The sequence below is a fragment of the Pseudomonas sp. GM24 genome (genome assembly GCF_000282235.1).
In the GTDB taxonomy this organism is placed as follows: domain Bacteria; phylum Pseudomonadota; class Gammaproteobacteria; order Pseudomonadales; family Pseudomonadaceae; genus Aquipseudomonas.
In genome coordinates this window covers 59,955-73,413 of sequence record NZ_AKJR01000039.1, presented here as the reverse complement: position 1 = coordinate 73,413, position 13,459 = coordinate 59,955, and the positions used below count along the sequence as shown (strand labels likewise).

11 protein-coding genes are annotated in these 13,459 nt (G+C 60.8%); 5 read left to right on the top strand and 6 right to left on the bottom strand.

The window, feature by feature from the left end; genetic code table 11:
* Positions 1 to 291: 291 nt before the first annotated feature.
* On the bottom strand, positions 292 to 1,797 hold the full coding sequence (locus PMI23_RS06775; RefSeq protein ID WP_007915782.1) for an AhpA/YtjB family protein: 1,506 nt from the start codon (positions 1,795 to 1,797) through the stop codon (positions 292 to 294).
* A gap of 134 nt (positions 1,798 to 1,931) precedes the next feature.
* On the opposite strand from PMI23_RS06775, the gene serB reads away from it, so the two are divergent.
* A complete protein-coding gene (gene serB / locus PMI23_RS06770) occupies positions 1,932 to 3,146 on the top strand; it encodes a phosphoserine phosphatase SerB (RefSeq protein WP_007915784.1) in 1,215 nt (404 codons plus the stop codon).
* Between the two features lie 89 nt (positions 3,147 to 3,235).
* On the opposite strand, the gene PMI23_RS06765 is transcribed toward serB, so the two are convergent.
* From PMI23_RS06765 to PMI23_RS06750, 4 genes are all read right to left on the bottom strand, one after another.
* Positions 3,236 to 4,990 (bottom strand): hypothetical protein, encoded by a 1,755-nt coding sequence (locus PMI23_RS06765; protein ID WP_042704913.1) that lies wholly within the window; start codon positions 4,988 to 4,990, stop codon positions 3,236 to 3,238.
* Between the two features lie 69 nt (positions 4,991 to 5,059).
* A complete protein-coding gene (asd, locus tag PMI23_RS06760; protein ID WP_007915786.1) occupies positions 5,060 to 5,920 on the bottom strand; it encodes an archaetidylserine decarboxylase in 861 nt (286 codons plus the stop codon).
* A gap of 18 nt (positions 5,921 to 5,938) precedes the next feature.
* Positions 5,939 to 6,754: a thiosulfate sulfurtransferase gene (gene rhdA, locus PMI23_RS06755; protein WP_007915787.1), complete on the bottom strand. Its 816-nt coding sequence runs from the start codon at positions 6,752 to 6,754 to the stop codon at positions 5,939 to 5,941.
* Between the two features lie 42 nt (positions 6,755 to 6,796).
* On the bottom strand, positions 6,797 to 8,335 hold the full coding sequence (locus PMI23_RS06750; RefSeq protein WP_007915793.1) for an HDOD domain-containing protein: 1,539 nt from the start codon (positions 8,333 to 8,335) through the stop codon (positions 6,797 to 6,799).
* A gap of 166 nt (positions 8,336 to 8,501) precedes the next feature.
* On the opposite strand from PMI23_RS06750, the gene motA reads away from it, so the two are divergent.
* From motA to PMI23_RS06735, 3 genes are all read left to right on the top strand, one after another.
* Positions 8,502 to 9,353, top strand: a complete 852-nt coding sequence (motA, locus tag PMI23_RS06745; protein ID WP_007915795.1) for a flagellar motor stator protein MotA — start codon at positions 8,502 to 8,504, stop codon at positions 9,351 to 9,353.
* Between the two features lie 3 nt (positions 9,354 to 9,356).
* The gene (gene motB, locus PMI23_RS06740) at positions 9,357 to 10,412 is read left to right on the top strand and encodes a flagellar motor protein MotB (protein WP_007915797.1); all 1,056 of its coding nucleotides are present in this window, start codon (positions 9,357 to 9,359) and stop codon (positions 10,410 to 10,412) included.
* A 90-nt stretch (positions 10,413 to 10,502) separates the two neighbouring features.
* Positions 10,503 to 11,666 (top strand): sterol desaturase family protein, encoded by a 1,164-nt coding sequence (locus PMI23_RS06735; RefSeq protein ID WP_007915799.1) that lies wholly within the window; start codon positions 10,503 to 10,505, stop codon positions 11,664 to 11,666.
* 47 nt (positions 11,667 to 11,713) lie between these two features.
* Here the strand turns inward: PMI23_RS06735 and rsgA are convergent, their stop codons facing one another.
* Entirely contained in the window at positions 11,714 to 12,745 is a 1,032-nt protein-coding gene (gene rsgA / locus PMI23_RS06730) for a small ribosomal subunit biogenesis GTPase RsgA (protein ID WP_007915800.1), read from the bottom strand.
* A 107-nt stretch (positions 12,746 to 12,852) separates the two neighbouring features.
* Here rsgA and orn point away from each other — a divergent pair, with 107 nt between their 5' ends.
* The gene (gene orn / locus PMI23_RS06725; protein WP_007915801.1) at positions 12,853 to 13,395 is read left to right on the top strand and encodes an oligoribonuclease; all 543 of its coding nucleotides are present in this window, start codon (positions 12,853 to 12,855) and stop codon (positions 13,393 to 13,395) included.
* The last annotated feature ends 64 nt before the right edge of the window (positions 13,396 to 13,459 follow it).

The following is a 13,459-nucleotide window of genomic DNA, read 5'->3' as shown; positions in this document are numbered from 1 at the left end:
CTATGCATCGACCTGAAAGAGCTTGGCGATTATGGATTCGGTAGAGCAGGGGCGACCGTGGTGTCTGGCGTTATATATCGACCTGAAAGATCTTGGCGATTATGGATTCACCGCTGGGCGTTCAAGTCGCTGTAGGTCTTCAGTATTCCCGGATCGGTTCCCTCTCCCTCCGGGAGAGGGCTAGGGTGAGGGGCTTTTCTATTACCCACAAAAAAGCCCGCAGACAATCACTCGTCTGCGGGCCTTATGTTTAGCAGCGAAAAGATCGCAGCCTTCGGCAGCTCCTACAACTTAAGCCCGACGCTCATGCATCCGCGCCAGTTGCCGCTCGAGCATCGACGGATAAGGCTCCATCAACCGCTCCACGCAGCAAGCACCTTCAGGGCTGGCAATCGGCCGGATCCGCGCACGCTGGCGAATCAGCGCGTCATCACTGATCTTGCGCTCAACCAGCAGCAGGTTGCGGCTGTGCTGCGACAAGGCCAGTGCGTCCTGTGCCGAATCGGTCAGCAGCAGATCGATCTGGCTCAGGCCGAACAATTCATCGCCCAAGGTCAGGCCCAGTTGCAATTGCAGGGTGATGCCGCTGTCCGCGACCTCAATCTGCAGCTGATGGCCCAGCGCGCGCAGCAGCTCGCCGCAGCAGATCGCGTTGGTCAGGTAATCATCGCCACTGTCTTCGGTGTGAAACAGCATCAGCGTGCTGCCGTCGTTCAGGGTTTCGATTTCGCCCTGATACAGCGAAGCAGCCTGGTCGAGGCAGTCGCGATAGCGCTCCTGCAACTCTTCCAGACGTGCCCGTGGCAAGCGGCGCAGCTGCTCCTGCGAGCCCAGTTGCACGGCCAGCACGGCGGTGTGCTGCGGCACGCTTGGCGACGGTTGGCGGACGACAGGTTGCGGCGCGCCATTGAGCGACTCGTCGCGCAGGTCGGCGAATGCGTCATCGTCATCATCGTCTTCGACGGTGCTGACCAGATGTCGCGGTGCAGGCTTCTGCGCGGCCATCGGACGGGTTTCGTCGAAACTCGGATCACGCAAGTTGCGCACCTCGAATTCCGGCTCGTCTTCTTCGTCCTCGAATTCCGGCTCCGGTTCAGGTGCAGGCTCCGGCGCGTAGTTGGCGTGCAGCTGACGCGCCAGATCGCCGATTTCATCCTGACGGTCGATGCCCGGCGTGTGTTCGTCGATGCGGCGCAACCAGACGCGCAGTTGCAGCAACGGCGTCGACAGGTAGCGGCCCATGCGCAGGCTCAGGGCCAGCGACAGCGCCAACAGGATCCCGCTGAGAATGCCCATACTTTGCAGGCTGATGGTCATCGGCTGCTGAAACTGATCCATGTCCAGACTGATGCGCAGTTGCCCGGCAGTGACGTCCTGGAAAGTGATCTTGCTCTCGTACATGCCCTCGGCTTCGCCCAGCAGGCTGTGCTTGGGGCGCTGACCGGACTCGGCGAGGATGCGGTTATCCACGCTGTAGATCGCCGCGTGGGCCACCAGTTTGTTCTTGGTCAGGTTGTTGAGCAGCACGTTGAGGCTGAGGATGTCGTTGGACACCAACAGCTCCGTGGCAGAGGTCGCGGTCTGCGTAGTCAGGCTTTCGCCCAGCGCATCGGCCTGCTGGTGCATGGCCTGCTTGAATTGCAAACCCATCACGCCGGCATAGATCACCAGGGCCAGAGCGACCAGGATCACGTTATGGCTGGCAATGCGCAATGCAATCGGTACACGGCGGTGGCGCAGTGCACGGAAGATCAGCAGGAAGAAGTTATCGGTTTTAACTGGCGTTGGCCGGTTCACTGAGCTCGGCTCTTTTGTCCGTGAAGTTGAAGCGCAGTATAGCGACAGGCCCTAGACCGGCAAAGCGCTCGCGGTGCCCGATGGTCACTGAAAGTGGGTAGAATGCGGTTTTTTTCCAGTTGCGGGGGTGCGCGTTGCGCGAAATCGTCCTGATTAACATCACGGGAGTCGACCGTCCGGGTCTGACTGCGGCCATTACCGGCGTTCTGGCACAAGGTGGTGTGAACATTCTCGACATCGGTCAGGCGGTGATCCACGACACCCTGTCGTTCGGCATCCTGGTCGAAATCCCCGATTCCGAGCAGGGTAAATCCGTGCTCAAGGACATCCTGTTCAAGGGCTATGAGCTCGACCAGCAGGTGCGCTTCACCCCGGTGTCCGAAGAGGATTACCAGCAATGGGTGGGCAATCAGGGCAAGAAACGCCACATCGTTACCTTGCTGACCCGCAAAGTCACCGCCGGCCAGTTGCAGGCCGTCAGCTTGATCACCGCCAAATATGGCTTGAACATCGATCACATCGACCGTCTGTCGGGTCGCATGCCGCTGGACACCCCGGCTGATAAGGGCAAGGGCTGCATCGAGTTTTCCGTGCGTGGCGAAGCGGCTGATCCGCAGGCGCTGCGTGCCGAATTCCTCAGCGTTGCCCAAGAGCTGAACGTCGACATCGCCTTCCAGGAAGATTCGCTGTTCCGCCGTAATCGTCGTCTGGCGGTGTTCGACATGGACTCGACGCTGATCGAAGCCGAGGTCATCGACGAGCTGGCCAAGGCTGCCGGGGTGGGCGAGCAGGTATCTGAAATCACCGAACGCGCCATGGCCGGTGAGCTGGATTTCCGCGCCAGTTTCAAAGAACGTCTCGCTTTGCTTAAAGGTCTGGATGTCAGCGTGCTCGACTCGATCGGCGCTTCCCTGCGCCTGACCGAGGGCGCCGAAACACTGTTCGCCGAACTCAAGCGTCTGGGCTACAAGACCGCCATCCTGTCCGGTGGCTTCACTTATTTCGCCAAGCAATTGCAAGCCAAACTCGGCATCGACTACGTGTTTGCTAACGAGCTGGAAGTGGTCGATGGCAAGTGTACTGGCGTGGCGATCGAGCCGATTGTCGATGCGCAGCGCAAGGCTGATTTGCTCAAAGAGCTGGCGCACAAGGAAGGTTTGCGTCTGGAACAGACCATCGCGGTCGGCGACGGCGCGAATGATTTGCCGATGCTGGCGATTGCCGGGCTGGGCGTGGCGTTCCGCGCCAAGCCGCTGGTGAAACAATCGGCGAAGCAGGCAATCTCGACGTTGGGTCTGGATGGCGTGCTGTATCTGCTGGGTTTCCGCGATCGCGACGGGCAGTTGTAATTAAGATCAAAAGATCGCAGCCTGCGGCAGTTCCTACAGAGGAATATGCGTTTTTCTGTAGGAGCTGCCGCAGGCTGCGATCTTTTGCTTCAAAGTGACTTCCACAACGAATCAAAATCCTCCTCGCTCCCGCCATTGCGCGCAGTCTCCAGCGAGCGATAGGCGAACTGATTGAAGCTGTGTGTACTCGCCACCCGCCGATCCAGCCCGGCGCTGTGCTCTTCGCCCTGGGTGTTGATCATCACCTTGTTGCCTTCCTGAAACGGCAAGCGCGGTGCCAGCAAGGTTGCCGGTAGATCGATCGCGCTGATCTCCGGTAACAATAATCCGCGCAAATACTGACTGTGATCGTCCCGCGAGCGCACCAGTTGCAGGCCGCAAGGCTGGGCATGTGGCGCCACCAGTTCAATACCCATTTGCGTGCCGCCGCCGCGTACCTGGCGGATCCAGCGAATGACCGCGATGCTCCAGCCCAGACTGCCACTGTCCTGGATGCCGAGCATTTCTCCGGCCTGCAACTCGGCGGGCACTTCATTTGGCCACGCCAGGCAGTATCCGCCGGGGCTGTGATTGATCACCGGCAGGACATGGGTCGGGTAGTGCGGCGTACTGTCCGTGCCGTTTTCATCCTCGGGCAAATGGTCGTACTGGATTTCCTCGTACGGCAAAAACTCATCAGCCTTGCTCTGCGGTGCCGCGTCGAAGGCCTGGCTCCAACTGTCTTTTTCACCCTTGATCACGGCGCTGCTGAAGTTCGCCGAGCGCGTTCCGGGATGTTTGAGCAGTTCGCTGAAGCTGCGCTCGCCACCGAGGTAGAAGTGCAGAGCGCTCATGCCCACACACACGGTCAGATGGCCCTGGCCGACGGTGCGCTGAAAACTGCGCTCGGCGGCCTGTCCCCAAGTGGCATGCAGGTGCTGCAGGGTATCGAGGCTCAGTCCGGTCGGCACTGGCAGGGGGGGTGAGGTGTGCTGATGCTGCAAATGCGCTTCGATGGCGTTCACCAGCGGCTGCGGATCGAAGCCGAGCAATCCGGCCTGTTCTTCGTTGCGAAACATGTTGCGGTAGCGCGGGCCGGCATCGATTGTCGGGCTGATCGCAAACAGGCCTTCGCTCGTACGGCCGGGATGCAATTTGAGCAGGGCACTCCACGGCTCGATTACTTCGGCCAATCGGGCGATCTGGTTTTGCCGCAATTGATTGCAGCGTGCGCTGCCCAGCAGCAGAGCGGCGATGTAAGTCTGTTCGAAACTGAGTTCGGTGGTGAGGCTGGCGAGGTCGTCATGGACCCGGCGCTGTTGGAGCTGCAGTTCGCAGGCGGTGCGATACAGCTGATGCAGTTCGAACCACACATGCTCCGGCGGCGAGCTATACAGCTGCGTGGCGCGCAGCAACTGGCCTTTGAGTGCATGGGCCGCCCGTTGCAGGGCCGTGCTGACCAATGCCGCGCGATCCTTGCTGTACTTCGGCGCAATCCGCAGCACGATCTGTTTATAGCCGATGGCCAGATGGCTTTGCAGCGCCTGGCACAGATTGCTGATTTTGCGCGAACGTTCGTCGAGCATGATCGCTTGATGCAGGAAGTGTCGTTCCAGATGCTGGCAGACGAAATAAACCTCGGGGCGCAACAGCTCCAGCAGGTTGAGGCGGTTGTCGCTGGGTGTGAGCAATTGGTTGAGTTCGCCCAGGCCTTGATACAGCAGGCGAGCGGTTTCGCCGATGTTGGCCTTGGGCAGGCCGGCGATCCAGCGCTTGAGGTCGCGCGGGGTGGCTTCGCAAAACGACAGGCGCGATTGCGTCGGGATCGAGGCGCGCAACGGTGGGGGAGAGATGGTCTGGCTCATGCCAAAAACCATAGCAGCAAATAGTGGAATCTGCGGGACCAGCACAACGCTGCTCCCGCAAAATCTGCATCAGGCTTTTGGCAGCGCCAGGCCTTGGCCCATCTGCACCGGCGAACCTGCCGCCAGCTCTTCAGCCCATTTCACCTGATCCGGCCCAAACAGCACGATGGCGGTCGAACCCAGTTTGAAGCGCCCCAGTTCCGCGCCTTTTTCCAGATGAATAGGCGCACGCGCAGCTTCGTCGTAGCGGAAGGTTTTCAGTTCGCGCTTCGGCGGCGTGACCAGACCGGCCCACACGGTTTCAATCGAAGCGACAATCATCGCGCCCACCAGCACCACGGCCATCGGCCCGCGCTCGGTGTCGAAGATGCACGCCACACGCTCGTTACGGGCGAACAGTTCCGGGACGTTTTCGGCGGTGGTCTGGTTGACCGAGAAAATCCGGCCCGGGATGTAGACCATTTCGCGCAGGGTGCCGGCCAGCGGCATGTGCACGCGGTGGTAGTCCTTTGGCGACAGGTAGATGGTGGCGAAGTCGCCGCCCATGAACGGCGCCGCATTGGCCGCATCACCGCCGAGCAGTTCCAGCACGCTGAAGCTGTGGCCCTTGGCCTGGAACACGCGACCGTGCTCGATCGGGCCGAGCTGGCTGACCGCACCGTCGGCCGGGCTGAGGATCGCGCCCGGGGTTTCGTCCAGCGGACGCGCGCCGTCTTTCAGAGCGCGGGTGAAGAAGGCATTGAAGTGCTCGTAAGCGGTCAGGTCTTCGACCAGTGCTTGCGACATGTCCACCTGGTAACGCTTGGCGAACCACTGGGTAAAGGCATTCTTGAACCAGCGCACGCGGCATTCGGCAACGCAGCCGGCCAGGCGCGACAGCAGGTGATGAGGCAGCAGGTACTGGCTGAGGATAAACAGACGCTCTTTCATTAGTTGTCCTTAAAAACCTTAAATCTCGACGGGCGTGTCAGGATGGTTGCCCCATTCGCCCCAGGAACCGGCGTAGCCCTTGACCCGCGGATAACCGAGGGATTTGGCCACCAGATAAGTGAAGCCCGACCGGTGATGGGTCTGGCAGTGGGTAATGATTTCTTTGTCCTTGGTGATCCCGAGGTCTTCGAGGATCTGCGGCATGTCGGTGCGAATGCGCAGCTGACGGGCCTTGTCCATGCCGGCAGTCCATTCGAAATTGACCGCGCCGGGGATGTGCCCAGCCTTGGCGGCCAGCACTTTCTCACCGGAATACTCCAGCGGCCCGCGCGCATCCCAGATCGCCAGATCAGCAGCACCGAGACGGCTTTGCAAATATTCGCGCGTGGCAGTCGGCCCGTCGTGCAAGGTCAACGGCAGCGGGCCACCGACGGCTGCAGGCACCTGGATCGACATCGGCATGCCATCTGCCAGCCATGCCGGCAGACCACCGTCTATATAGTGGTACTTGTCGTGACCGATCACGTCGAGCAACCAGATGAAGCGCCCGGCCCAGCCGCCGCCCTCGTCGTCATAGACCACGTAGACCGCATCTTTGCGGTGGCCCAGTTCACCGAACAGAGCTTCCAGATCGGCTTTGGCCGGCAGCAGGCCCGGCGCCGGCGGCTGACCGAGCTGGGTGCGTTTCGGGTCGACAAAGCGTGCGCCGGGCAGATGACCTTCGGTGTAGCGGGCAGCGCTGGTCAGATCCACCAGAATCAGTTCAGGGGAATCGAGGCGCGGGAGCAGGTCGCTCGGCTCGATGACGAGCGGCAAGCCAGAGAAGTCAGACATGTGAGGTCTCCAGAGCACAAAGGGGGGAATTGTAGCGCAGCCTCATCGGCCACGGCTGCTAAAGCTGTGCAGGGCTTTTTCGATGCACTGCGCGGTTTTGCCAAAGGCCTGCACGGTGATGTCGGCGAACGGCCCGCCGCCCTGATCGGCGACGACGATCATGATCACTCGCCCGTTGTTGACCAGTGAACGCAGGAACAGATGCTCGCCGCGAAACAGCGTGCGCAGGCTCGCTGGCAGCAGGGCGGAGAATTGCGCATCGTTCTCTGGAGTGATGCGTACCTGCGCCTGTTGCGCAAGCAGCCGTTGCAGGACCTTGCTCTGACCGACGACAAAATTCAGCGCCGCCGCTTCTTTCGGCAGCCCGGCGGTTTGATGCACGCGCAGATTGGACTGCGTGCGGTCGGCCATCAGGATCATTACGCGGCGCATGCCGCTGGCGACCAATGCGTCGCGAGCGGCGACCGTCAGGCTCATGGCATTGGTGAAGCGGCTCGGTTCTGCGAGCAGTTCGGCGCATTGCTTGCGCCACTGGCCCAGGTCTTCAGCGGTGGGCGCGGCGGCCGGCAACATGCCGGCCGGCAAACGACGGGTGCCCCACGGCCACAGCAACGAAACCGCCGGGTGCCACAAGTCCGGCATCGCATGATGACGCGCGCTGTTGGCGGCTTGCTGGTGCAACTGTTGTTGCACCTCGTCCATGGAAATCTGCAGATACAGGCTGGTCAGGTACTGCCAGCGTTCGCTGTGCGGACTGTCCCAGGCCTGTTGCGCCGACAGTGCCAGACCGTTGGCCAGCAGCACGGTGTTGGCCGGCTGATTGAGCCAGCGGCGCAGGGTCGGATCATCGTCGAGGCGGTTTTGCTGGCGCAGCGGATGTTCGCTGTCACGGGCGATGCGCAGGACTTTGACCAGTTCGCGCTGTTCGCTGAGCAGCAGTTTATAGCCCTGCTGCACCCAGATCGGCAGGTGCCAGACTTGCACCAGCGCCTCGGCGATTTTCAGCAGGCGCACGCCGAACAATTGCTTCTCGACCACGCGCGCCGATTCGCCCTTGTGGATAACCCGCAGTTCCCATTCTTCAAGCAATTGCGGATAGGTCAGCGCCAACGGCCACAGCGGCGACAGAAACAGCAGGCTGCCCCAATGAATGTCCTGCCACAGCCGCGCCAGGCGACTGGCGAAAAAACCGTTGGCCTGTTGCGTCGCGTGCTGGCTGATCATCTGCAATTGGCGCAGGGCCTTGGGGATTTGCATCTGCGGTTCAGCGGGCAGGCGCGCCAGTAGTTCTTCGGTCCGTGCCAGGCCCAGACGATTGATCGCCACCTCGAGATTTTCCGCTGGTGTGGCCATGGTGCCGTGGGTGTGACGATTCGCCTCACGGATGATGCTCAAGGCCAGTGCCGGGCTGTCCTGCATCAGGTCGGCGATGTCGCGCAGCGAGCTGCGATTGTCACGGATCGCGCGGCAGACTTTGTCGTGAGCCTCTTGCGGCACGGGCAGTCGCACGCCATCGAGCAACTTTACCCAGCCGTCGAGCGTGGTCGGTTTTGCGTGTGGGACGTTCGTTTCATTAGCCATGTCTGGACGGGATCTTCACTGACTGTAGACGCGCCCGGCATGGGCTAAATTGGCTTTTCGCCTGAACTGGCTATAGTCTGGCGCAGTTTTGCCGATAAGTAGAAGAAGAGATTTTTTAACTTCCGAATATGACCTTGAACCCGACTTAAGTAAGTACTTTCTACCTATGGCTAAAATTATCGGCATCATCGTCGTATTCGCGAGCGTGCTCGGCGGATACGTGCTCTCCCACGGCAAGATTGCCGCCCTGATCCAGCCCTTTGAGGTGTTGATCATCGGTGGTGCGGCACTGGGTGCATTCCTCCAGGCCAACCCCGGCTACATGACGATGCACGTGCTCAAGAAATCCCTGAGCATGTTCAGTTCGCGCTTCAGCCACACGTTCTATCTGGAAGTGCTCGGGCTGATCTACGAGATCCTCAACAAGAGCCGCCGCGAAGGCATGATGGCCATCGAAGGCGACATCGAAGACGCCGCTGCGAGCCCGATCTTCGCCAAGTACCCGGCGGTGCTCAAAGACGAGCGCATGACCGCGTTCATTTGCGATTACCTGCGCATCATGTCGTCCGGCAACATGGCCCCGCACGAGCTGGAAGGCTTGTTCGACATGGAACTGTACAGCCTCAAGGAAGACCTTGAGCATCCATCCCACGCGGTGAACGGCATCGCCGACGCCATGCCGGGCTTCGGTATCGTCGCGGCGGTACTCGGTATTGTGGTGACCATGGCCTCGCTGGGTGAAGGTGACCAGAAGTCCATCGGTCTGCACGTCGGTGCGGCATTGGTTGGTACCTTCTTCGGTATTCTCGCGGCCTACGGTTTCTTCGGCCCGCTGGCGCATTCCCTGGCCCACGATGCCAAAGAAGAGCTGAACGTCTACGAAGCCATCAAGGCCTCGCTGGTGGCTTCGGCTTCCGGCATGCCGCCATCGCTGGCGGTCGAGTTTGGTCGCAAGGTGCTGTACCCGGCCCACCGTCCAAGCTTTGCCGAGCTGGAACAAGCCGTTCGCGGTCGCTAAGAAATGGAAAATAATCAGCCGATTATCATCAAGCGCGTCAAGCGCATAGCCGGCGGGCATCACGGCGGGGCGTGGAAAATCGCCTTCGCCGACTTCGCCACGGCGATGATGGCGTTCTTCCTGGTGCTGTGGTTGCTGTCCACCGCCACACCGGAGCAGAAGATCGCCATCGCCGGTTACTTCAAAGACCCGGTCGGCTTCTCCGAAAGCGGCACGCCTTACATCATCGACCTGGGCGGCACGCCGACCCTGGCCCCGGAAAACACCCTCAACCCGGAAGTGAAGTCGCAACCGCAGCCTGACAAGGTCACGGTCGACACCGAGCAGGTTGAAGGCATGGCCGAGCAGGTCGAGAAGGAACGTCTGGAGCTGCTCCTGCAAGAACTGCAGAACAAGGTCGACGAGAACCCGCAACTGCAGAAATTCAAGGATCAGATTCTCTTCGAGATCACGCCGAACGGCTTGCGTATCCAGATCATGGACGCCGAGAACCGGCCGATGTTCGACTCCGGTTCTGCACGCCTGAAGCCGTACTTCGAAGACATCCTGCTGGCCATGGCTGACACCATCAAAGCCGTGCCGAACAAGATCAGCATCAGCGGCCACACCGATGCCAAGCCTTACACCGGCACGGGCGATTTCGGTAACTGGGAGCTGTCGGCCAACCGTGCCAACGCGGCGCGTCGTGCCTTGATCGCCGGTAGCTATCCGGATGCGCAAGTGGCGCGGGTAGTGGGTTATGCCTCGTCGGCGCTGTTCGACAAGGAAAACCCGTTCAACCCGGTCAACCGCCGCATCGATATTGTGGTGCTGACCAAAAAAGCCCAGGCGGCCATCGAAGGTGCGCAAGGTGCCGATCCGGCAAAACCGGCGGATCAGGGGCAGAACGGTGCTGCTCCGGCAGCGCCTGTCGACCCGAATGCACTGCCGGCGGATCAGCAACCGGTGCCAGCGCACGAACTGCGCGAACGCCTGAACCTGTTCGACGACGCCGCGCCGAAACCGGCCGGGCCGGGGAGTGCGGCGCCAGCGCCTGCTCCCCCAGCCCCCAAGCAGTGATTCACAAAAAGCCACGGTCACCGTGGCTTTTTTGTATCTGCCTGCGTCGCAATGACCAGTCGCAGTTTTCGCAATCACGGAAGATCAGTTATGGAAAGACTCAAAGCCTATTTTCAACGGCATGGCAACGCACCCTTCAAGTTTGGCGAGGGACGGGTCAGTGGCTATATTTCGGCCACCCTCGGGCTGTTGAGCCTGCTGGCGGTGTTCTGCTTCCTCTTCCCGGAATGGCTGACCACGGCCGAACTGCGCAAGGTCTATGACGAGCAGTTCGCACGCACCACGCTGTTGCTCGGTCTGGTGCTGTCTTTCAGCCTCGGCACCCTGAATATCCTGCTGAACACACGCAAACGCCTGGGGATTACCGGTCTGGTTGCATCGGGGTTGGCGGTATTTCTCGGTGGTACCAATGTGCAGGTCAGCTCGATCGGGCAGACGCCTTATTCGCTGGGGCTGGACTGGTTTGTGCTGGCGCTGCTGGTGTCGGCCATCGTGTTCATTCCTCTGGAGAAGCTCTACTCCAAGGATCCCGAGCAAAACATCCTGCGCCCCCACTGGCGCACCGACCTGACCTACTTTTTTGTCAGCCACATGCTGGTGCAGTTCATCCTGATCTTCATCACCGCCTCCTCAAGCTACATCGCCGGTTGGGCGGTGTCGCCTGGCTTGCAGGCCAGCGTGCAAAGCCTGCCGTTGCTGGTGCAGTTTCTGCTGGCGATCCTGGTCGCCGATCTCGGTCAGTATTGGCTGCACCGGCTCTACCATGTCGTGCCATGGCTGTGGCGCATTCACGCGGTGCATCACTCCAGCACGCACATGGACTGGCTCGCGGGTTCGCGCGTGCACTTCATCGAAATCCTGCTGACCCGCACCGGGGTGCTGGTGCCGTTGATGCTGCTGGGCTTCGCGCCGCAAGCGCTGAATGCCTATGTGATTCTGGTCGGTGTTCAAGCGGTGCTGGCTCACGCCAACGTGCGGATCAACGGCGGCTGGCTGAACTACCTGATCGTGCTGCCGCGTTATCACCATTGGCACCACGCCCGGCACAAGGACTACATCTACAAAAACTACGCGATCCACACGCCGCTGATCGACATGCTGTTCGGCACGTTCAAGCTGCCGCCGAAAGAGTGGCCGGTGCGTTATGGCGTGTTTGGTAAGGAATTGCCGGGCGGGATTGTGCGTCAGCATCTGTATGCGTTTCAAAAGCCTGAGCCGAAGACGGCTGTGCCAAAGCCGCCAGCCAGCGCTTGAGCAAAAAAAAGCCGCGAGATGATCGCGGCTTTTTTATGTCTGGCTATTTAATAACCGTTTTCCGGCAGGCTGGCGATGATCGAGCGGTAGCTGTTCATGCGCTGCTGCTGCACGCGGCCATCTTCCAGCGCCTTGAGCAACGCACAGCCCGGTTCGCGATCATGCTTGCAGTCGCGGAAACGGCAAGTGCCGAGCAAATCATCGAACTCGATGAAACCTGCCTCAACGTCAGCGCGGCTGACGTGGCCCAGGCCAAATTCGCGAATGCCCGGGGAGTCGATCAATTCGCCACCACCGGGGAAGTGGAACAGGCGCGCGGTGGTCGTCGTGTGCGTGCCCTGACCGGACAACTCGGACAGCGGCCCGACGCGGGTTTCGACTTCAGGCAGCAAGCTGTTGACCAGCGACGACTTGCCGACACCGGACTGACCGACGAACACGCTGATGCGTCCGTCGAGCTGCTTTTGCAGCTGTTCCATGCCGTCACCGTGGTGCGCCGACACTTCCAGCACCGGATAACCCAGCGTGCGGTACACCGCCAGCAGCGCATTGAGCGCCGGTGCGTTGTGCTCGTCGATCAGGTCGAATTTGTTCAGCAACAGCAACGGGCGGATGCCGGCGTGTTCGGCGGCGACCAGATAGCGGTCGATCAGGTTGGCATGCGGCTCGGGCAGCGGGGCGAAGACGATGACGATCATGTCGACGTTGGCCGCGACCGGCTTCAACTGGCCTCGGCTGTCCGGACGGCAGAGTTCGGTGGTACGCGGCAGTTGCGCGACGATCACACCGATGCCCTGATTGCCGGCACGCCAGACAACCGTGTCGCCGGTCACCAGCGCAGGCAGGTTGGCGCGCAAGTGGCAGCGGAAAACCTGGCCAGCCTGTTCGCCGTCAATGGCCTCGACTTCGACTTGCACGCCGAAGTGAGCGATCACCAGGCCGGTCTGTTCCGGGCCCAGGTCGCCGCCCTCCAGGGCTTCGACAGCCGAGGACTCGCGTTTGGCGGCGCGTGCGGCGCGTTCGCCCTGAATCTTTTCGATGCGCCAGTTTTGACGACGATTGAGTTGGCGTTTGGCCATGGGTGTTCCGTCTGAAGAATGCAGCGATTAGGTAAAACGGCCGCGAGTTTAGCACGCCCGGCAGCCGGCCTAGGCTAAACTGCGCAGCATTGCTCAGGAGCCGAAACATGCAAAACCCGCAGAATCTGATCTGGATCGACCTCGAAATGACCGGCCTTGACCCGGACAACGACGTCATCATCGAAATGGCCACCATCGTCACCGACAGTGATCTCAACACCTTGGCCGAAGGGCCGGTGATCGCCATCCACCACAGCGACGAAGTGCTCGCGCGCATGGACGAGTGGAACACCCGCACCCACGGCAACTCCGGCCTGACTCAGCGCGTGCGCGACAGCCGCATCAGCATGGCCGAAGCCGAAGCGGAAACCATCGCCTTCCTCGAGAAATGGGTGCCGAAGGGCAAGTCGCCGATCTGCGGCAACAGCATCTGCCAGGATCGGCGCTTCCTTTATACCCACATGAAAGCGCTGGAAAGCTACTTCCACTACCGCAACCTCGACGTCTCGACGCTCAAGGAACTGGCGGCACGCTGGGCACCGGACGTACGCGACAGCTTCAAAAAGGGCAGCACCCATTTGGCGCTGGACGATATTCGCGAATCGATCGCCGAGCTGCAGCACTACCGCCAGCACTTCATCAAGTTCTGATGCGATCCCTGTAGGAGCTGCCGAAGGCTGCGATCTTTTGATCTTTCTTTGAACCTGAAAATCA